A 20,180-nucleotide genomic window follows, 5' to 3' on the forward strand; every position below is an offset into this window, starting at 1 on the left:
TCTACCCGCGCTAGAGTTCGAGCCGCCTGGGGTGTGCCATCGACGCCCTCTTGTTGAGGCCCAAAGTTATCTTGGATCTCGCATTTGGAAATCCGGCCCCGACGTACTTCTTACACAGGTCGCTGATCCCGGGCCAGTCGTTCATCAACAGGGTCATCGCCAAGCGGCCTAAAATTGCCCGATGCGGGGACCCAATCAAGTGACATCGCAGATTCCACTCGACATGGCTGAAGGTGAAGATTCGCCAGCAGGGCTGCCTCGAGTGCAATTAAAGCTACAGGCCTGGACACGGTGTTTCTTCACGGAATGCCACTGTATTTTTGCTCTGTTTGAACCTGCATACCCAGTTCTCGGTATGCCTGAAGAAGTTAACAGACGACAGCCCTTGAGCGAGAAGCCGCCATTGATATCTTGCCCGAACGATAGCGGCAGCATGTGTATTGAGGAGTACGCGGCCGCGTCCGGGGAGGATATCATGAAACTTCTACTGGCCGTTTCGCGCGCCATTGATGCTGCCAATTCAGCAATTGGCAAAGCAATTTCCTGGCTGCTTCTAGCGGCTATTTTCATTAGCGCCATCAACGCGATCATGCGCAAGGCGTTTTCTATGAGCTCAAACGCCTGGCTTGAATCACAGTGGTATTTGTTCTCTGCGGTGTTCCTCATTGCTGCCGCCTACACGCTTCTTAACAACGAGCATGTGAAGGTTGACCTAGTCTACGGAAATCTTCCGCGCAAAGGGCAACTGTGGGTCGACATTCTCGGGACGATCTTCTTCCTCCTGCCTTTCTGCCTCATCACGGTCTACCTCTCCTGGCCGGTCTTCCTGCAGAAGTTCGCCTCCGGTGAAGTATCAAATAATACGGGCGGCCTAATCCAATGGCCGGTCTGGGCACTGATACCGATCGGCTTCAGCCTGCTCTCCTTGCAGGGAGTGTCAGAACTCATCAAGCGCGTCGCTATCCTGCGCGGCGATATTCCTGATCCGGTTGCAGCGGCGGACGCCGAAGCGGCAATGCTCTGATCGAAGGAAAAATAACAATGGCATTCCTTGCGGAAAATCTCGCCCCGATCATGTTCGCGGCGCTCATCATCGTGCTCCTGCTGGGTTATCCGGTGGCCTTTGCTCTGGCTTTTGTCGGCTTTTTCTTCGGTTTCATCGGCATCGAACTCGGCCTGCTACCGGCAACCCTGTTTCAGGCCATTCCCGATCGCATATTCGGTCAGATGTCCAACGAGACGTTGCTCGCCATCCCCTTCTTCACTTTCATGGGCCTGATCCTTGAAAAGAGCGGCATGGCGGAAGACCTTTTGGATACGATCGGCCAGCTGTTTGGACCAGTACGTGGCGGCATTGCCTTCGCGGTGATTTTCGTTGGCGCTATTCTGGCGGCCACCACCGGCGTTGTCGCCGCCTCGGTCATTTCGATGGGCCTCATCTCTCTTCCGATCATGTTGCGTTACGGTTACGACCGTAAAATCGCCGCCGGCACAATCGCAGCTTCCGGCACGCTGGCGCAGATCATACCGCCAAGCCTCGTCTTGATTGTGCTGGCGGACCAGCTCGGTCGCTCGGTAGGGGACATGTACAAAGGCGCCCTCGTTCCGGGTCTCTTGCTCGTTGGTGCCTACACGCTCTACATCATCGTGACCTCGATCATCAGTCCGGCAAAAGTGCCTGCACTGCCTTTGGAGGCACGCACCCTGCGGGGCAGCAAATTGCTTTTGAAGGTGATCACCTCGCTGGTTCCGCCGCTCGTCCTGATATTCCTCGTGCTTGGTACGATCTTCCTCGGCATCGCCACGCCCACGGAAGGTGGCGCCATGGGAGCGGTGGGCGCACTCGCCCTTGCGCTCGCCAATGGCAAGCTCAACTTGGGCCTCATTCAGCAGTCGCTATACGCGACGGCAAAACTGTCGTCCTTCGTCCTGCTCATCTTGCTCGGCGCGCGAGTCTTCTCCCTGACTTTCTATGGCGTGAACGGCCATGTCTGGGTCGAGCATCTGATGACATCGGTTCCGGGCGGCGAGATCGGATTCCTGATCGTCGCAAATCTGCTGGTTTTCTTTTTGGCCTTCTTTCTTGATTATTTCGAGCTGGCCTTCATTATCATCCCGCTTCTGGCTCCGGTCGCGGATGCGCTTGGCATAGATCTGATCTGGTTCGGCGTCATGCTAGCGGTCAATATGCAGACCTCATTCATGCACCCGCCCTTCGGCTTTTCGCTGTTCTTTTTGCGGTCCGTCGCGCCGACAAGGGCCTACAAGGATCGCATCACCGGGCAGACGATCCAGCCAATCACATCGAGCCAGATCTATCTCGGCGCCATTCCCTATCTTTTCATCCAGCTCGCCATGGTCATCATCATCATCGCGTTCCCCGGCATCGTGATGCACTACAAGTCGGGCGCCAAGGTGGCCGATCCTTCTGCCGTTCATATCAACGTACCCATGCCCGGCGCGGGAACGGACGCCGATCCTTTCGCCAACCCGTTCCTCGCGCCCGGCAACACGGCACCGAGCTTCGGCAAGCCAAGCACACCGTGACGATTGATCGGGCAGGCAAGCGCCCGACCACGCCACCCGTATTCAACAGGAGGAGGTAAAACTATGAAGGATAATCCAGGCCGCAGACAATTCTTGTCGGGCGGTGTGCTTGCGGGAGCGGCAGCGGCTGCTTCGACGCTTGCAACACCGGCAATAGCTCAATCGTCACCGAACGTTCGCTGGCGTTTGACGTCAGGTTTTCCGAACAATCTCGACACGATTTACGGCGGTGCCGTTGTCATGGCGAATGCCTTGAGGGCCATGACGGGTGGCAAGTTCGACATCCAGGTCTTTCAGGCCGGAGAGATTGTTCCCGGCGCACAGGCCATCGATGCCGTTAAGGCCAACACGGTGGAAATTTCCCATACCTGCGGATATTATTTCACAGGCAAGGATCCGACATTCGCCATCGGCTCGACCATCCCCTTCGGTCTGAATGCCCGTCAGCAGAACGCATGGCTTTACCATGGCGGCGGCAACGAGGCCTATAATGAATTTCTGTCCGACTACGGCGTCATCGGAATTCCTGGTGGTGCGACGGGCGCCCAGATGGGGGGCTGGTATCGCAAGGAGATAAAAAGCATTGAGGATATCAAGGGCCTCAAGATGCGAATTGCCGGGGTCGCCGGGCAGGTGCTTGCGAGGCTTGGCGCCGTTCCACAGCAGCTTCCGGGCGGCGACATTTATCCAGCACTGGAACGTGGTACCATCGATGCTGCGGAGTGGGTCGGCCCTTATGACGACGAAAAGCTCGGTTTCTACCAGATCGCGCCCTATTATTATTATCCAGCGTTCTGGGAGGGTGGTCTGACGATTCACTTCTTCGTCAACAAGGATCAATATGCGGCCCTGCCTGACGAATACAAGGCAGCGCTTGACACCGCCTGCAAGGCGGCCAACATCAACATGCAGGCTCTCTACGACGTCAAGAACAAGGATGCGATCCGCTCGCTCGTTTCGAAGGGCACGCAGCTTCGCCCGTTACCCCGGGACGTGCTCGACGCCGCCTATAAGGCAACCTTCGAACTCTATGACGAGTATACGCAGAAACATCCCGCATGGGCCAAAATATATCCCGGCTGGAAGAAATTCCGCGACGAGAGCTATGAATGGTTCCGCGTCGCCGAATATACCTATGACAGCTATGGCTATGCGATGCAGACTGCCGGCAAATAAGCTGGCATAACTGATGTCGAGGCCCCCGGGTGACAACATTCGCGGGGCCTCGATCCCATCGCGCTATTCCTTGATGAGCCCGTGGTCTATCGCATAGCGAATAAGACCGGCGGTCGTCGCAATATCCAGTTTCCGCTTGATGTTCTTGCGATGGGTTTCCATCGTGCTCTCGGCGATATCCAGCGCCACAGCGGCGTCGCGGTTGCTTTTTCCCCTTGCAATCAGTAGCAGAACGTCCTGCTCGCGGGTGGTGAGTTCCTTCAACCTGCCAGTGGCGCTCTCCATCAGCACGTCCCGGACTCCTGACGAGAAATAGGTGCCACCCGCCGCAACGGTGCCGATGGCTGCCACTATTTCCTCGGTAGCCACATCTTTCAGGATATAGCCGGCGGCACCATACATCACCGAGGTCGAAATATATTCCCGGCTATCATGCATCGACAGCATCAGCACCCGCGCTGAAAGCTGTTTCTCCTTGAACAGTTCGAGTGCATCGATGCCATTGATCTGGGGCATGTTGATGTCCATCAGCACCACATGGGGTTGCGTGGCCACAGCCGCGTCAATACCCGCCACGGCAGACACTGCGGTTCCAACGACAGTGATGTGCTCGTACGTTTCGAGCACCGCCTTCAACCCGTCGAGGATGAGAGGATGGTTGTCGACAAGAAGAACCCGGATAGGATGATCGTTCATTCCGCAGCCTCCTGCACACGGTGGCCGCGGTCCTTCATAGCCGTCATGGGCAGGACCGCTCGCAGAACCGTTCCCTTGGCAGAGCTTTCCACATCAAGCCTGCCCCCGAAATGGGTCATGCGTTCCTGCATGTTTCGCAAGCCAAGCCCCTTGTCGGTCGCCATTTCGCTCTCTTCGCGGGTGGCCGGAAATCCGCGGCCATTGTCGCTGACGATCATCTGCACGCGTTCATCCCGGCTGGAGAACCTGATGGTGACCCGCGTCGCATTCGAATGACGCTCAATATTGGTCAGCGCCTCCTGCGCGACACGATAAAGGGCGACACGGGCTTCCGGAACTAGCATGTGCTTGAAGGCCACCGATTCCAGCGTTGCCGCGATACCGGTGCGTTCGGAAAAGCTTGAAATCAGTGCTTCTAAAGCCGCGGTCAATCCCAGGTCATCGAGAACACGTGGGCGCAGGTCGTGTGAAATACGACGTACCTCCTTGATCGCCTCGGTCAGTGCGGCCGCCCCTTTGCCGATAGCCTCTACAGCACCGACATTGTCCGGCGTCACCTTGCGCCGTGCAAGATCGATTGCGAAACGCACGCCGACAAGATTTTGAGAGATGCCGTCATGCAATTCCCGGGCAATGCGCAGGCGCTCCTCCTCCTGTGTATCAATCACCCGCTGCATCAATTCCTTGAGCCGACCATCCGCCATCCTCTGCTGGCGCAGATTGAGCAGCATGCAGGTGGCAAACACCAACAGCACGGCAGGAACTGCAAACAGCGCAACGATCAGAAAATTCCAGGTGATGGAATGGCGCAATTCTTCCTTGGCCGCCGCGGTCGCTGCAAAAACGTCATCCAGATAAACTCCTGTCCCGATCATCCAGCGCCACTTGTCGAGACCGGCCGCAAAGGACAGCTTGTCGGCCGTTTTCCGGGTCGACGGTTTCTCCCACTTGTACTGAACAAGCCCCCCGCCTTCTTTTGCCTTGAGGATCAGGTCGTAGATGACCCGATTGCCGTCAGGATCATAAAGATCCAGCCAATTATTACCCGGACGGAAATTTTGCCGCGGATGAACGACGTTCAACCCGTCATAATCATAGACGAAAAAATAGCCGTCCGTGCCGTAGTCAAGGTCCATCAAAATGCGCTTGACCTCTTCCTTTGCTGCGTCGTCACCAGGCCCGGCCTTGTCATAAACGGAGCGGATAGCAGATAGGGCAAGATTGGTGAGGTTGAGGAGTTCCGCCTCCTTAGCAGCAAGCATGTTTCGTTCAAACGCGTCGATACTGGTGCGCGCCAGCGTCATTGACTGCCATGTTATGAGTGCCGTGATGATGATGATCGCAAGCACTAGAGGCCCTATGGCCAGCGCAAGGATCTGGTTTCTGAGTCTCATGCGGCCCTCCGACACATTCGCTCTGACGCACCATCACCTAACAATAGTTCGCGCGGCAAGTCGAGCATGTCGGAGGTGATTGCAGGGATAGAGCATAGCACTGGGCACGTGAAGGACGTCAGCCTATTGTCAACTCTGATGTAAGGTCACAATCATCGAAATGAGCCGATATATTGACCTATCAGATATTTCAGGTGGTTCCGGGTCAACCGGCCACCGCCTGTGGCAGCTTTCGAGATGGCGTCACCGCCGCTGCGTGAAGGCAACAGGTTGTTCGAGATCTGCCTGCCAAACGGCCGGAAGCGACGATCTTGGCCGCGCTTGATCGGACTGTCCTTGCCCGACTGTTGCCGGTCCTGGACGCATCATGATCGCCTTTCCGGGCGCGTGCCGCGACTGAATTTTTTCATTGTATTCGCGGGCTCCAACTCCGTTAGAAACACCTTAATTCCAGTGTCCACGAAACAGGCAGCACGCCAGACAAGCACTTGCGCCGTTGCGACCAAATAAAGCTTGTTAAGCCTGCTCGGACCTTACCGCTAATTCAGCCTGCAAAAATCGGCATTGTCCGGCGCCTCCTGCAAGCCTTTGCAGGAGGTACGCTTCAGTTTGCCGTAAGCAGTTGAGGCGCGAAATTCGATCTCGGCGCTCAATGCCGGCTTGACCCTTTTCGGGTCAGAGGCCCGAGACGCAGGTAATATTTCCGTTAAGCCGTCACTTGATTGTCTAGCAACTCAGCTGGTTTTCAGCCGGTTGACGCCTGCTCGATAGAGTGAGAATAATCGCCCCAGCGACACCTGAGACAAGTGATCCCATCAGGATGCCGATCTTCACGTGATCCTGAACAGAGGGATCGTTGAAGGCGAGCAAGCCAATAAACAAAGACATCGTGAAGCCAATACCGCACAAAAGAGCAGTGCCCGTAACCTGACCCCAGCTCGCCTGCGCAGGAAGTTGTGCAAGCCCAAGCTTGACCAGTAATGTGACGACGCCAAGTACTCCGACTAGCTTGCCGAGCACGAGACCACCTGCAACTCCCATTGTCAGCGGCTCGCTGAATACCGACAAGCTAAGGCCGGAGAGCGAAACGCCAGCATTAGCGAAGCCGAAGATCGGCACGATGATGAACGCAACAGGCTTGTGCAGCGCATGCTCAAGGCGATGGAGTGGGGATTCTTCTGGCGTTGCTTCTGGCGTGCCAGGGGTAAGCTTCAAAGGGATCGTCAATGCCAGCATGACGCCAGCAAGCGTCGCATGAACGCCTGAGGCAAAGACGAGCAGCCAAAGTACAGCTCCCACCACCAGATACGGCCACAGTACCTTCACCTTCATCTTGTTGAAAATGAAGAGATTACCCCAAACGAGAGCAGCGCCAATGAGAGCAGTAAGGTTCAGATCTGCCGTGTAGAACAGAGCAATAACGATGACCGCTCCGAGGTCGTCAATGATAGCAAGCGCCGCAAGGAAAATCTTCAGCGACGCCGGAACACGTGATCCGAACAGTGAGAGGACACCGAGAGCGAATGCAATGTCGGTCGCGGTTGGGATCGCCCATCCCTGAAGTCCTGCCGGGTTGTCGCGGTTTAAAAGAACATAGAAGAGCGCCGGAAACAGCATGCCGCCTGCAGCGGCAGCACCGGGCAGGACCCTGCGGCTCCAGGTGGAGAGTTGGCCGTCCAGCATTTCACGTTTGATCTCGAGTCCAACCATCAGGAAAAACACAGCCATCAGGGCGTCGTTGATCCAGTGCTGGAGGTTGAGAGGCCCGATGTAGACGTACAAGATATGGAAGTAATCCTCAGCCAAAGGTGAGTTGGCCGTGATGATCGCCAAAAGCGCGACGGCCATAAGAACAAGGCCACCTGAGGCCTCATTGTCGAGAAACTTGCGAAGTGTGGAATTAATGCGACCTGGATTTGATGTCGAAGACACAGGTTCACGCTCCCTTAGCTGGAAGTTGATCTTAGTCTCCGTGGATTTCGGGGGAACCCGCAGCGCACGCAGCACGCGCTGTAGGCCAGCTTTATACTAAACCTCTGATAAGGTTTCCACAAAAACCGAGGCCGTAATCAAAAAACCGCATCGTTTGCGCGATCTTACGGCTCACGGAGTGTCATTCGGGCTTTTCAACGGAATTGCCAAGTTGTGTGGTGTTGGGTGGCATCGACGCCGTGTCTCAAGCTGGACAACCGCTCAGGCGCGATCTGGCCGACCGCACGCCGAGCACCTTTGAATTCGTCAATTTCAGCGACTAGAGACAGGATTTCGGGCGTGATCCGGACAGTCGCCGTCTTTAGAAATTCCATTTCCCCATCTATTCCCATCCAATATTTCGGCAGAGTTTGTCAGATCTGACAGTTGATCGTGAGCCTTCCGATTGATGAGTCGTCCCCTGTATCCACTTATGCAGCGAGACGAGAGAAGATGTGCCAGAACGACAGCTCTCAAAAACTCGGAACCGACCTCCGGTGCGGTTCAGAGACCGCCATTTGCGCGGGCTCTTATACGAAGCGGCTTCGGTCGTTCTCACGCGCAGTTCCAAACAGAGTTCATTGCGAACACGGGGGCTTCAGCTGCGAGAGGGGATCAGCTTTTAAAAGAGCTGCCGTGGCTGTCGCGCGAAAGCTAGCTGTCACCGTGCACACCATGCTGAAAACCGGAGAGTTCTTCAATCCGACTGCGGGCATGACCAAATAGTACCTGATAGCGCTCAATAACTGAGCGCTTGAAGCGGCCCTGCCGGGACGTGAGCCGTGCCATTCCGTTGATGGGGTTGCATCGCTTTCGCAGCTGAATGCGTCGTCCACATCGAAGGCTCGTGCTGCGTGGCTCCATCATGCGGCGACTGATGTCGACCGCGAAGACTACCATGCACCCGGCAGCGATCTTCAGACAAATTCAATCTTGACGCCCCAGCTGCGATTAGACAGCCCCATCAGTTCAGTCCTCTAACTTTAATACACCGTTGATGCCAGGAAGGATGAGCGGCGTTCGTATCCTATCAACAGGCCGATTTTTGAATAGCGAGTTTCACGGCTCGACTGCCTTCAAGGCGAAAAGACGCTTTGTCGCAAAACGGAGTGGACTATAAAAGCCAGCTCGTCATGAAAATCATTTCTGGAAAAGTTTTGGTTATCCTAGAGCTTCGACAAAAGAAAACAAAAGGCGCTACAGCTTGAAGAGCGACGTTAGAGATCGCGACGCGCTTTAAGCATTTCATTCAATCAGTCGCTTCGCCATCACGATCGATGGTGTCCGGTCAATTTCCACAAAGCCGAATTTGGCGTAAAATGCTACGACCTTTTCGTTATACTGATTAACGCCTAGATGGACGCCTCTTACGTCAGACCTCGTCAAAGAATCCAGTTGATGTCGCAGCAGCGACGACCCATGGCCGCCATTTTGGATCTCAGGAAGAAGATTGATATGCAGATGGGCGGGGTAGGGCCGCGTGACCTCAGCCGGGGTCTTTCTTGCGCTTCGAATATAGGAAAGAACGTTCTCATCATCTACTGTCCGTGTTTCGAAATCGCGGAGCTCTTCCTGCAAGGACGGCCACCATGCGGCCTCGAGCCAATTTTCATAGGCAATCGTATCGGGTGCGGCGACACAGTAGCCCATGACGACGTCATCCTTCGTCAGCACGAATGCAGTTTCTGCGCAGAAGCGAACATAGGGCAGCGCCCATAAAAGTCCGGGAAGTCTCGGGTCAGAGTAGTATTGTGATCCGTCTTTGCCTTGATCTGAAGTGCGCACACATATGTCGAGGATCGCCGTCTCATCGGACGGTCGGGCTTTGCGGATGGTAACGGATGATAAAGACGCTGGCATGGTCATATTCGCGGCCTCAGGCAGCCACATACGGGGTGCGAAGCGCGTCATCGAAGCGCTGCCAGGTTTCAGCAAGTTCGATGGTGCGCCGGACACGGCGTGCCTCATCAATCTTGATTGCCACGAGCCCCGCTTCCAAGGCTGAGACGATATTGACGGGCAGCGGAGAGGCCTCGGTCAGATGCCTGTAGATATCCGAGGCCATCTGATCATCTGCGCCATAGTGATCGCTTTCGTGCCCCTCGTAACGCCGCTCGACTAGCTTTTCGCCTGTTATTGCAGAGTGCACCTCGAAGCGATTGCGGATGAAATCGCCTTCGGCCATTCCCTTGCTACCGATCACGCAGAAGCGGCGAAACTGATCTGGAACGTTGAGATTGGTATGAAACGTCATCGTCGCCCCGCCATTATATTCGATAATCGCGGTCTGATAGTCGATAATATCGCCGTCACTCTCAAACACCGCGCCACCCTCTAGCCAGCCGCTCGGCTTTTTATAGAATTCCCGCTGTTGAAACACGGAGAACTGATCCGGTTTGTTTTCCGCGATAAACGACTTTCGGCCGCCGAAGCTGGCAACGGCCATCGCCCGCTGCCCAACAACGCTGCCATAGAGGTCGAGATCGTGGCAGCATTTCTCCAAGATAAACGGCCCGGCATAGCGCGTATGCCGTCGCCAGTCCCGCATGAAGAATGCTCCGTGGTAGGGTGCAATATGCTCGGATGCCTCAATCGACGTGATGGCGCCGATTTGACCTTGCGTCTGCGCTGCGCGCAGATCCCGATAAAGGTCAGAGTACCGCAGAACTAGCCCCACGATAACGCTTTCATCGCCATATTCGGCAAGCAGACGCGCCATCGTCATCGTCTGGTTTTCGTCGATCACCACCGGCTTCTCCGTGAAAACCCGCACGCCTGCGCGCAATCCGGCGGTGATATGTTCCAGATGGAAAAGATTGGGCGAGCCGACCATAAGAAGATCCGGCTTCGTCTGCGTCAGCATAGCCTCGATGGTTTCGAAACGTCGCGGCGCCGCCATGCCTGCCGACTGAATGGCTGGAAGGCCAGCAGGCTGCGGGTCCATCAAGCCGACAATTTCCAGTTCAGGGCAGGCCTTGCGGAAGGAGGCAATGACATTGGCGAGCCGAAAGCCGAGTCCGGCAATTGCGATTTTCATGTTTTAGTCCTGTCGGCAAGAGTCATGTAAATCAGGATGACGTGTCGTCATCCGTTGGCGCGCCTGCGACCCGATCGAAGCGTCTTTCGAAATCGATCGTCTGGCTGCGTCCGCGCATGGATGAGAGGCGCCTGAAGTCTGGGCTGCCATGGGCAATCACAGGTAGCATGGCAGCGCCGATCGCCGCGGCCTCCGGCCCTAGAGCGCCAGCACACAGCCGGGGAATTTCGCGGTGGCTTCGGGCGCTGACTGACGGCAAAAGGGGATAGGCCCGGTCGATCAGGGAATTGATGAGCGCTGGTGGAAAGTGCCCTCCAACCACGATGGTCTGCGGGTCCATGATGTTTTCAAGCAGCGACACCAGCAACCGCAGACGCTTCGAATTGAGATCGAGCCATCGCATCAGAATACTGTCGCGTTGAGCGTAAAGTTTCTCCAATGCCCCAGGCCGCGCAATCTCCCTGCTTTCGCACGACAGCATCGCTGCAAGCTCGTCGATCGAAAACGGTGTCTGTTTCCCCGCATCTGGATTGGCAAGTTCCGCCGGCCATGTCAGGAGACCGATTTCTCCGGCATTGTTCCAAAATCCCTGGAGCGGCATGCTGTCATTGATAATGCCTGCCCCAAGTCCGTGCCCGACGAAAATATGGACGTAGTGGCTCAGTCCTCCCGCACTTCCCACCCTCAGTTCGGCAACTGCTGCGGCTGTGGCGTCATTCTCGATGATGGTGGGGAGGCCACACGCATCTTCGATGGCTTCCGCCACTGGCATACGGCTCCACGCATCCCAACCCGGCGGGCCGACGGGATGTTCGAATTCCGCCTCCTGCAACGTGGGCATCGCGATGCCGATGCCCCAGGCGGGACGATCCACGGTAACCGACCGCAGACGCTGTGTCATATCGGCGATGGCACGGATGGTGTCGGATGGATCTTCGAGCGATGCGGATGCGGTTTCGCGACCCAACTCCCGCCCCGCCAGATCGCAGACGATGCCCAGAAGCCCGTCGCGATCCACGTGAATACCCAGGCAGCAACCGGCCTCGGCTCTGACCCACATCTTCTTTTGCGGCGCACCGCGCGCGCCCTCTTGTTGGATGGTTTCCACAACCACTGAACGGTCTATGAGGTCCTTGCAGATATTGGACATGGTCTGCGGCTTCAAGCCTGTCACATCAACAAGGTCACGCCGGCTTATGCCATTGCCAGATCGGATCAGATCGAAAACGAGGCGACGGTTGTAGCGGCCGGAATATGTGTGATTGCTGCCCATCAAGCTCATCGGGGCCAATTCCTATTTAATAAATTAAATGGAATTTATCAGCCCAGCCTATGGGCGTCAAGCAGTTCGCAATGCAGATAATCTTAGCCTTCAGTCATAATACTGTAACGCAACGACCGTAATTCCGCAGAAAAGGCGGCTTGATTTTTAATCTGGTAAATGGATTAATAGGGTCGCCTTCTTCTCAGTGACTTTAAAAAGGGAACATAGTCATGCTGAAATGGACCTTGCGGCGTATCATAGCGGGCGCGTTGGCGTCGGCGTCGATCATCAGTGTTGCGAATGCCGGAGAACTGGTGGTCTACACCGCTCATGGGGAGGCGACATCTGCTCCCATCCTCGATGCTTTTGCCAAGGAAAATCCGGATGTGAAGGTGACTGTCGTGCGCGGCGGTACTGGCGAGCTGATTGAGCGCCTGCGTGCAGAAGGTGGCAATTCCTCGGCAGACGTCATGTGGGGCGGACCGACGCAGACCTTCGAAGAAAATGCATCGCTCTTCCAATCGTTCGAAAGCAAGTCCGACGCCGACATGGTGACGACCGATCCCAATCACATCTGGCATCCGTTCACGGTGCTGCTGCAGCCGCTGGTCGTCAGCACCAAACGCGTCGAGGCCGGCTCCATACCCAAGACGCAGAAAGATCTCGTCTCACAGGACTTCGCAAAGAACGGTGGCCTGATTATTCCAGACCCTGCAAAATCCGGCACCGGCTATGTCATTCTTTCCGCTCTTGCTGGCAATTTCGGTTGGGATTTCGTCGGTCAAATGGCCAAGGGTGCGCGCATTGCTCCCGGTTCAGATGACGCCTTCAACGCCGTACGCGACGGTGAAGCAGCAGTTGGCTGGATTAACGAGGATCTGGGTGCCAAGTGGAAGGCTCAAGGTCTGCCGATCGAAATCGTCTATCCGACCGATGCGGTTACCGGCCAGATCGATGCGCAAGCCATAGTCAAGGGCGCGCAGCACATCGAAGACGCCAAGAGCTTCATCGATTTCCTCGGCAGCAAGACGGCGCATGAAATCGTGCGCGACGCCACCGTTCGACGCTCGGCACGCAAGGATGTAACGCCTCCCGCCGCTCTGCCTGACATGGCTACGCTCACGATCGTATCCGCTGTCGATCCGCGCCCTGTGGTCGTGGCTCGCTTTCAGGAGCTTCGCGGAAAATGAAGGTGCTGCGCGACAATTGGCTGATATTTTCAATCGTCGCGCTCGTGCTCTGCGGCCTGACGATTGTTGTCCCGCAGGTTCGCCTCATGGCCGCCTCCCTCCTGGAGGAGGGCGGCCGTTTCACTCTTCTGCATAATAAAGACGGCTTGCAATTCGTCCCGGAAATGACCGCCCGATACAGCGTTGCTAAACTTTCTGACGGCGTTGCGATAACGCTGAGTTCGACTGACAGTCTGACTGTAGACGTCCAGGATGACCGAACGCTGCGCCTCTCTTCGCAAGAGCCGATTTCGGTTGGTAAGGACGAGGCAGGTTTACTTGAACTCGATCTGGGCTCGGCTCGGTTCACGCTTTCGCAGCAGGCGCCCCGGGGGCTATTCGCGACAACTGCACCAGCGCCTTTAGATATCAACGCGCAGTCGCTCAACGCCGTCCTGCTCTCACATGCCGCGAACGCCTACATCACCTTCGAAAACAAATCCCTGTCGCTCTCTGCTGTCCATTATACCGATTTCTTTACACGCTCGGAAACCCTTTCCGCCACGGTAAACAGCCTGCTGATCGCGTTGACGTCCACCGGACTTGCCGCTTTGATCGGCGTATCGCTGGCTTATCTTATCGCACGTTACCGGGTCGCGGGCAGCACTGCTATCGTCTTTCTTGTCACTATGGCGTCCGTGTCTCCACCATTTCTGGGGGCGTACGCCTGGCGCTTGCTCCTGGGACGAAACGGCGTTCTGACCAACTATCTCGGCCTCGATGTCTCGATTGTCGGCTTGCATGGCGTCATTTGGGTCATCACCTGGCTCGTCTTTCCAATCATCTTTCTGCTCAGTCACAGCTCGTTTCAGAGTTTGGACGCTGGCCATATCGAGGCAGCGGAAAGCCTTGGTGCCAAGCCGCCTCGTGTGCGCATGACGGTCGAAATTCCGCTGGCACTTCCCGGCATCATCACCGGTCTCTATCTGGCAACGATGGCAGCCCTGTCTGACTTCGGAACCCCGCGCATCATTGGCCTCGATGTCAACGCACTGCCGGTTCTGATCTATACGTCCTTCCTGAGTGAGGCAGGACGCAATCCGGCGCTTGCGGCCACAGGATCGATTGTGCTCATCACCATCTCGAGCCTGTTCCTCATGGCGCAGCAAATCTATTTGGCGCGACGCGGTTTTGCCGTGGTGTCGTCGCGGGCGCTGGAACGCAAGCCGCTATCGCCTCTTGCTCATGTCACAGTGCTTGGCGCGGTCATCATTGCCCTTCTCATGGCATTCACGCCACACCTGACGGTTCTGGTTTCCAGCTTCATGGAATGGCGGGTCGGCCTACCCAGGGCGAACTTTACGCTGGAAAACTACGCCACTATGTGGTTCACCGGGATGGGGCCGGCTTGGGTGACCTTGTCGCTTGGTATTGCAGGCACGCTGGCGGCAACAGCAATCGGGTTGGGGATTGCATATGTGATTATACGCAAGCGCTACAAGATCATCGCCCCCGTTCTCAGCCTCACCGTCATGATGCCCTACGTCATTCCCGGCACAGTGCTTGGTATCGGTCTCATCATGATGTTCAACAAGGCGCCGCTGCAACTGACCGGCACCTGGTTCATCCTTCTCCTTGCCTATCTCATTCGTAACCTGCCTTTTACGGTGAAGGCGTCGGAGGCGGCCCTGAGGCGCGTTCACCCGGCTCTCGAAGAGGCCGCAATCAGTCTTGGAGCGCGTCCATTCAGGGTCTTCTTCACCATAACGGCACCTCTGGTTCTGGCGGGTGCGGTAACCGGTGCAACGCTCACCTTCCTTCACATCGTCACGGAGCTGTCGTCTACCATCGTTCTCTATCGTCCGCCGTGGAAGCCGATGACAGCCGTGATCTTCGAGAACACGCTTGTCGATGCCGATTTCGGTGTCTCCGCAGCACAGACCATCCTGCTGATGCTGATCATTTACATCCCTCTCTATTTCATTGTCCGCTACGGCCAAATTCGAGGAAAATCCGGTGGTTGAAACCTCATCTTCCAAAACTCCAACCCAAGGCTGCGAGGTCGTCATCGACGCCGTCTCCAAGACCTTTGGCAATCATGCAGTTCTGAAAGACATCAGCCTCACGATCAGGCCCGGCGAATTCTTCACGCTGCTAGGGCCGTCCGGTTGCGGCAAGACGACACTTTTGCGCGCCATTGCAGGTTTCCACCCAATCGATGGCGGAAAAATCCTGTTCAACGGGCAGAACGTGACCTCGCTCGCCGCCTGGGACAGAAATATCGGCTTCGTCTTCCAGAACTATGCGCTATGGCCAAACCAGACCGTGTTCGACAATGTCGCTTACGGGCTCAAACTGCGTAAGGTTCCGAAGAGCGAAGTTGCTGAAAGGGTTCGGGCCGCACTGGCCCAGGTCGAGCTTCACGGCGTCGAGAAGCGCTATCCCGCAGAAATGAGTGGGGGTATGCAGCAGCGCATCGCGCTGGCGCGTGCACTCGTCATCAACCCGCCGCTGCTTCTCATGGACGAGCCCATGTCCAACCTTGATGCGCGTCTTCGCGTGGCTCTTCGCCATGAACTGCGCAGTCTGCAGAAGAGGCTCGGTCTGACAGCAATCTATGTGACGCATGATCAGGAAGAAGCCCTCGAAATGTCGGACCGGATCGCCGTGATGCAGAATGGAATCGTGCAGCAGCTTGCAGATCCCGAAACAATTTATTCGCGACCGGCGAACCGCTTCGTTGCCGAGTTCGTCGGCAGCGCAAACTTTCTGGAGGGCGAATTTGATGAGGCCGGCTTCCAGATGGCTGACGGATCGAGACTTCCTATCACAGGAAGCGGCCACCGCGGTAAGGGCACACTTGTCGTGCGTCCCGAACAGGTAATGACCCGCGAAAACGGCAGCGCTCTCGTCAACGCAAAGGTGAAAGATCGCCGCTTCATGGGCAAGGCCTGGACGCAGAGCCTTCGACTTGAGAACGGTGCGACCATCTCGGTGGAAACACGACACGCACTCGATCTCGACTCGCGCGTCGGTGTGGATTTCGAGACGATAACTTTTCTACCCTCGGGAGTATGAGATGGCGGACCTGTCGCTTGACGAACTGATGCAGCTTGCTTTGTCCGCCGCACTTGCCGGAGGCGCTGAACTGAAGACGCATTTCGGCGCCATGTCCCGCGATAGTGTTCAACGAAAAGCTTTGGGTGATTATGCGTCCAAGGCCGATCTTGCTGCCGAGGAGGCTATTGCCGCAGTTCTGGCAAGGGCAGGCGATCGCTACGGTTTCGTGGGTGAAGAAACCGGTACGCGCAAGCCAGACGCACGCCGCCGCTGGGTGGTAGACCCGCTCGACGGAACCAGCAACTTCATCTGGGGCATTCCCTATTTTGCTGTCAGCATCGCTCTTTGCGACGACGATGGCGAAATACTGGGCGTCGTCCTTGACCCATTGCGGGACGAGATGTTCACGGCAGTTCGAGGGCAGGGTGCCCGGATGAACGGTAAGGAACTGACACGGTTGGAAGAGAAAATGCCGGAAGAATCCATCATATCTCTATCCATGCCGATCCACGGACAGTTGAAGTCGATGGACCGCAGTAGTTTCTTCCGGGCCCTGGATACCATCACCAACGAGACAGCAGGCATCCGCCGACTCGGCTCGGCCGCACTTGATCTCGCCTATGTTGGCGCGGGCAGGCTAAATGGCTATTTCGAAGACGGCCTTAGCCATTACGACTATGCGGCTGGCAAGATCATTGCCCAGGAAGCCGGAGCGCTTGTTACCTCGCTTAGCGGCGGTGTTGTAAAGGACGGCGGTTCACTGTTGGCGGGAACGTCATCCATACATCAGTGGCTCCAATCCAAGTTTCAGCAAGGGGAGACTCCAAGCTGAAAGGTCTCACAACCGCAGGCCGCTTTTGATGTCGCAACTGTCAAGCTTTAGACCTGACTACTCTTAGTTCGCCGTAGATACCTAGAGACGCGTGACGTTTTCAATCTTTGTATCGATGCATCGTGCTTTTTCCAGAATGCAGGTTTGTGCGGTGATGAGCGTGCGCAAGTCCAGGGGCTGAAGCTTTCGGGTGGTCCTATGCGTTATCAGACGAGATGCGTGCCCCTTGGTAACATCGACAGACTTCTCGTGGCTGCGTTCAGGCAGCCACCGGCGGCACTCGGCGCTGGCGCGCCACTTTTCTCACGGGGCTTTTCAAGGCCACAGGGCCTGTGTCGTTCAGGGCCGACACGACGGCCTGCGTCAGCGAAGCGGCAACGAAGTCAGCGCTTATGTCTTGAGGGTCGATTAGCGCTTCGCGCCCGCCCTCTCCCATCGGCAACAATATGCCGACACGAAGAGAAGGTCTTACACGCTTCAAACGACGGACGATCTGTCGTGCGTGCGATTTCGAGTTCTCATTGAGAAACGTAACGACAACGGTGTCGATATCGTCAGCCACCAGAGCCTTCAAATCTCGCCCTTCAATCCTTGTATAGTCTGCTTGTCTGATCTGCGCACCCTGAACCAAGAGAACTTGCGATAACATCGCAGACGCTGCGTCGTCCATGGCCCCTCTGCCTCCCAGGGATAGAATGGATCTGCCTTTACCGTCCGGTAGCGCGATTGTCTCTTTGGTCTCTGGCGCGGAAGTCTGTTCGTCTTCCGACATTCCCTCGTTTTCCTCTTCGCTCGCAATCTCTGCTAGATTTTCAATGAGGGCATGGGCGCTGGAGGCAAGAAGCGCGATCTGAGCCTCTGTCATCACGCCGCGCTGGCGGTCCGCTTCGCCCAGGATCAAGGCAGGAAGACCAACTTTTTCGTAGTAGTCGATGAGATATTCCTCTTCGAGAAACTCTTCGGCGTTGTCAGTCGCTTCGTTGGGGTCACCGGAGAGCAGCCGCTGGTAAAGCTTTTCCTGCGGTTGGAGGACTGGTTCATTTCCGAGCAGAACGTCCAGAAAACTGAACTCGGGGACATATCTGCCAAGAACGACCAGACACACCGTGAGAGGTGTCGACAGCATTAACCCCAGCGGTCCCCAGAGCCAGGACCAGAAGATTGCGGAGACGATGATCGCCATCGGAGACAAGCCGGTGTGGCTACCATAAAGCCAAGGTTCAACGACGTTATTGCTGATCAGTTCGGTGATGATGAAAAGTGCCGCGACCCATGCGACCAACGACCAGCCGGGAGAGATTGCAAGGGCGAGGAACAGCGGCAATACCATTCCGATAACGGGACCAATATAGGGCACGAAACGCAGAACCAGCGTCAGCAGACCCCACAGGATCGCGTTCGGAATGCCAAGCACCCAAAGCCCAATGGTGATGGGAAAGGCGTAAAGGGCATTTACCACCAATTGCATCAGAAGGTATTTCCCAACCCGTTTTCCAGCGTCCTGCAGCGCTGCCGTCGTGCGATGCAGGTCACCAAGTCCAACCAGCCTGATGAACCTGTCGCGAAGGTCCTCGCGCTCGATCAACATGAAAATCACAAGAACGATGACCAAACCTGCCGTTGCAAACGGGCTGATAAGCGGAAGAATGAAATTGCCAAGTGTCTCGACCGGATGGGATCGCGTGACGATTTCAACGGGCATCGGTTCTCGCATGGTTGGTGCGGTCGACTGCTCGTCCTGACTTTCGACGGCGCGTGTCTGCAACTCGGCGCCGACACGCTCGACAACCTTGCTCAGATGTTCGAGCACACCATTGCCTGATCCTGCTTGGCTGAGCGCCTGAACCTTGGTGACGATATTGCGCTGATATGTCGGGATGTTTTCGGCAAGATTTGTCACCTGCGTGGCGACGACGAAACTGAACAGCGCAATTGCCATAAAGGCTGAGGCGACCGCCAAAATAACGGCGGCAATCTTGGGCACAGAGTGTTTTCGGAGAAAGGAGACAATAGGTGCCAGAGTGAATGTCAGGAGGAGAGCCAAGGCTAATGGCACGAAGATTTCCTGACCCACGTGCAGGATGACCGCGACGCCAATCAGAATGAGAATCGTTCGTCCAGAAAGCCTGGTGTTAGCCAGCGGACCTTGATGAGAAACGGCCATAAGTTTTCCGATGTCGTTTGTTGTTAAAGCGCCAGTGTCCATCAGCAGTCCGCCTTTAGATGCACAGATGAACTCAAAAAAAATGTGCCATGTCCGCATCTGCTTTATGAAGATCAGCTTTAACTCGCGAAAGACGTTAAAGATGCAAGGGCGTGCCTTACATCTTTCTCTCGACCTAGCAGTCCTGTAGTAGCGCCAATGTAAGGGAGAATATTGCTTAAAAATTACTGTGGCCTATCGGAATCGAAAAAGGGGTGTAGGGCCTGAGCGATGCCGGGCGATTGGTGCTGTCACATAGGCAGTATCGAGGCGATCGAGCGTAACTGGTTCGGTTTCAATGGATGCAGATAGCTTGCGCAACGCTCTTGAACGCAACTCTCCACATCCCCATTCATATTAGGCTGAGGCATATCTCTTTTATGGAGCACGATTGTATGACAGCGAGAACGTGGAACGCCCACGGCACATCGGACGACTTCGTGGATGGTGCTGAGCGGCTCCGCCGTCTGCGGCGGCTGTCGGGCATCGCTCGTATGATGGACACAGCGATCCGCATTCCTGGCACGGGAATCCGTTTTGGTGCAGATTCCATCATAGGTTTGCTGCCACTGATTGGTGATGGTGCGGGCGCGATTGTCGGCCTCTATATCGTCAATGAAGCGCGCCGCCTTGGTGTGCCGCAGGAAAAGCTTGCGCGAATGGTTGGCAACATCGCCATGGATGCTCTTGTGGGCAGTGTTCCTGTCTTCGGTGATCTGTTTGATATTTATTTTAAATCGCACCGCCGTAATGTCGATATGATCATCCAGCACTTTGGCATCCATGGCGACGACTTGCGGCGGAAGCGCAAATAAGCCTCGACGATGGCCC

Annotated in this window: 15 protein-coding genes and 1 pseudogene; 9 read left to right on the forward strand and 7 right to left on the reverse strand. The window is 56.0% G+C overall.

The features are described 5' to 3' along the window. Positions 1 to 475 precede the first annotated feature (475 nt). From F617_RS0114340 to F617_RS0114350, 3 genes are all read left to right on the forward strand, one after another. Positions 476 to 1,024, forward strand: coding sequence for a TRAP transporter small permease subunit (locus F617_RS0114340; protein WP_019565757.1), 549 nt, complete (start codon positions 476 to 478; stop codon positions 1,022 to 1,024). 17 nt (positions 1,025 to 1,041) lie between these two features. Continuing rightward, the gene (locus tag F617_RS0114345; RefSeq protein WP_019565758.1) at positions 1,042 to 2,547 is read left to right on the forward strand and encodes a TRAP transporter large permease subunit; all 1,506 of its coding nucleotides are present in this window, start codon (positions 1,042 to 1,044) and stop codon (positions 2,545 to 2,547) included. Between the two features lie 63 nt (positions 2,548 to 2,610). Then, complete coding sequence (locus F617_RS0114350; RefSeq protein ID WP_019565759.1) at positions 2,611 to 3,723, forward strand: TRAP transporter substrate-binding protein; 1,113 nt, start codon at positions 2,611 to 2,613, stop codon at positions 3,721 to 3,723. 63 nt (positions 3,724 to 3,786) lie between these two features. Here the strand turns inward: F617_RS0114350 and F617_RS0114355 are convergent, their stop codons facing one another. The 3 genes from F617_RS0114355 to nhaA all read right to left on the reverse strand — a co-directional run bounded on the left by F617_RS0114355 (position 3,787) and on the right by nhaA (position 7,745). After that, entirely contained in the window at positions 3,787 to 4,419 is a 633-nt protein-coding gene (locus tag F617_RS0114355) for a response regulator transcription factor (protein WP_019565760.1), read from the reverse strand. Next, a complete protein-coding gene (locus F617_RS0114360; protein WP_019565761.1) occupies positions 4,416 to 5,813 on the reverse strand; it encodes a cache domain-containing protein in 1,398 nt (465 codons plus the stop codon). The genes F617_RS0114355 and F617_RS0114360 overlap by 4 nt, the downstream gene beginning before the upstream one ends. A 726-nt stretch (positions 5,814 to 6,539) precedes the next feature. Then, a complete protein-coding gene (gene nhaA / locus F617_RS0114370) occupies positions 6,540 to 7,745 on the reverse strand; it encodes a Na+/H+ antiporter NhaA (protein ID WP_026330857.1) in 1,206 nt (401 codons plus the stop codon). A 548-nt stretch (positions 7,746 to 8,293) separates the two neighbouring features. On the opposite strand from nhaA, the pseudogene F617_RS28860 reads away from it, so the two are divergent. Further along, positions 8,294 to 8,510: pseudogene (locus F617_RS28860) on the forward strand (IS110 family transposase); the annotation flags it as partial. A gap of 519 nt (positions 8,511 to 9,029) precedes the next feature. Here F617_RS28860 and F617_RS0114380 read toward each other — a convergent pair. The 3 genes from F617_RS0114380 to F617_RS0114390 are packed head-to-tail and all read right to left on the reverse strand — an operon-like array spanning position 9,030 to position 12,103. After that, positions 9,030 to 9,695, reverse strand: a complete 666-nt coding sequence (locus F617_RS0114380) for a GNAT family N-acetyltransferase (RefSeq protein ID WP_081626732.1) — start codon at positions 9,693 to 9,695, stop codon at positions 9,030 to 9,032. Then, positions 9,661 to 10,821: a Gfo/Idh/MocA family protein gene (locus tag F617_RS0114385; protein WP_019565766.1), complete on the reverse strand. Its 1,161-nt coding sequence runs from the start codon at positions 10,819 to 10,821 to the stop codon at positions 9,661 to 9,663. The genes F617_RS0114380 and F617_RS0114385 overlap by 35 nt, the downstream gene beginning before the upstream one ends. 31 nt (positions 10,822 to 10,852) lie before the next feature. Then, complete coding sequence (locus F617_RS0114390) at positions 10,853 to 12,103, reverse strand: ROK family protein (RefSeq protein ID WP_013637441.1); 1,251 nt, start codon at positions 12,101 to 12,103, stop codon at positions 10,853 to 10,855. A 212-nt stretch (positions 12,104 to 12,315) separates the two neighbouring features. Here F617_RS0114390 and F617_RS0114395 point away from each other — a divergent pair, with 212 nt between their 5' ends. Genes F617_RS0114395 through F617_RS0114410 form a run of 4 tightly spaced genes read left to right on the forward strand, consistent with a single transcriptional unit; the run spans position 12,316 to position 17,146 of the window. Next, positions 12,316 to 13,275, forward strand: a complete 960-nt coding sequence (locus F617_RS0114395; protein ID WP_019565768.1) for an extracellular solute-binding protein — start codon at positions 12,316 to 12,318, stop codon at positions 13,273 to 13,275. Next, a complete protein-coding gene (locus F617_RS0114400) occupies positions 13,272 to 15,278 on the forward strand; it encodes an iron ABC transporter permease (protein WP_019565769.1) in 2,007 nt (668 codons plus the stop codon). The genes F617_RS0114395 and F617_RS0114400 overlap by 4 nt, the downstream gene beginning before the upstream one ends. Further along, complete coding sequence (locus tag F617_RS0114405; protein ID WP_019565770.1) at positions 15,271 to 16,332, forward strand: ABC transporter ATP-binding protein; 1,062 nt, start codon at positions 15,271 to 15,273, stop codon at positions 16,330 to 16,332. Before F617_RS0114400 ends, F617_RS0114405 begins: the two co-directional genes overlap by 8 nt. Before the next feature lies 1 nt (position 16,333). After that, complete coding sequence (locus F617_RS0114410; protein WP_019565771.1) at positions 16,334 to 17,146, forward strand: inositol monophosphatase family protein; 813 nt, start codon at positions 16,334 to 16,336, stop codon at positions 17,144 to 17,146. Between the two features lie 259 nt (positions 17,147 to 17,405). Here F617_RS0114410 and F617_RS0114415 read toward each other — a convergent pair whose 3' ends face one another. Beyond that, entirely contained in the window at positions 17,406 to 19,310 is a 1,905-nt protein-coding gene (locus F617_RS0114415; protein WP_019565772.1) for an AI-2E family transporter, read from the reverse strand. Positions 19,311 to 19,744: 434 nt separating this feature from the next. Between F617_RS0114415 and F617_RS0114420 the strand changes: the two genes are divergently transcribed. Beyond that, a complete protein-coding gene (locus F617_RS0114420) occupies positions 19,745 to 20,164 on the forward strand; it encodes a DUF4112 domain-containing protein (RefSeq protein WP_019565773.1) in 420 nt (139 codons plus the stop codon). Positions 20,165 to 20,180: the final 16 nt, after the last annotated feature.

The organism is Agrobacterium sp. 10MFCol1.1 (assembly GCF_000381165.1).
In the GTDB taxonomy this organism is placed as follows: Bacteria; Pseudomonadota; Alphaproteobacteria; order Rhizobiales; family Rhizobiaceae; genus Agrobacterium; species Agrobacterium tumefaciens.

Bases quoted from the DNA above. Each gene is read 5' to 3' on its own strand.
- F617_RS0114340 (WP_019565757.1), top strand. From the start codon at position 476: ATGAAACTTCTACTGGCCGTTTCGCGCGCCATTGATGCTGCCAATTCA.
- F617_RS0114345 (WP_019565758.1), top strand. From the start codon at position 1,042: ATGGCATTCCTTGCGGAAAATCTCGCCCCGATCATGTTCGCGGCGCTC.
- F617_RS0114350 (WP_019565759.1), top strand. From the start codon at position 2,611: ATGAAGGATAATCCAGGCCGCAGACAATTCTTGTCGGGCGGTGTGCTT.
- F617_RS0114355 (WP_019565760.1), bottom strand. From the start codon at position 4,419: ATGAACGATCATCCTATCCGGGTTCTTCTTGTCGACAACCATCCTCTC.
- F617_RS0114360 (WP_019565761.1), bottom strand. From the start codon at position 5,813: ATGAGACTCAGAAACCAGATCCTTGCGCTGGCCATAGGGCCTCTAGTG.
- F617_RS0114380 (WP_081626732.1), bottom strand. From the start codon at position 9,695: ATGACGCGCTTCGCACCCCGTATGTGGCTGCCTGAGGCCGCGAATATG.
- F617_RS0114385 (WP_019565766.1), bottom strand. From the start codon at position 10,821: ATGAAAATCGCAATTGCCGGACTCGGCTTTCGGCTCGCCAATGTCATT.
- F617_RS0114390 (WP_013637441.1), bottom strand. From the start codon at position 12,103: ATGAGCTTGATGGGCAGCAATCACACATATTCCGGCCGCTACAACCGT.
- F617_RS0114395 (WP_019565768.1), top strand. From the start codon at position 12,316: ATGCTGAAATGGACCTTGCGGCGTATCATAGCGGGCGCGTTGGCGTCG.
- F617_RS0114400 (WP_019565769.1), top strand. From the start codon at position 13,272: ATGAAGGTGCTGCGCGACAATTGGCTGATATTTTCAATCGTCGCGCTC.
- F617_RS0114410 (WP_019565771.1), top strand. From the start codon at position 16,334: ATGGCGGACCTGTCGCTTGACGAACTGATGCAGCTTGCTTTGTCCGCC.
- F617_RS0114415 (WP_019565772.1), bottom strand. From the start codon at position 19,310: ATGGCCGTTTCTCATCAAGGTCCGCTGGCTAACACCAGGCTTTCTGGA.
- F617_RS0114420 (WP_019565773.1), top strand. From the start codon at position 19,745: ATGACAGCGAGAACGTGGAACGCCCACGGCACATCGGACGACTTCGTG.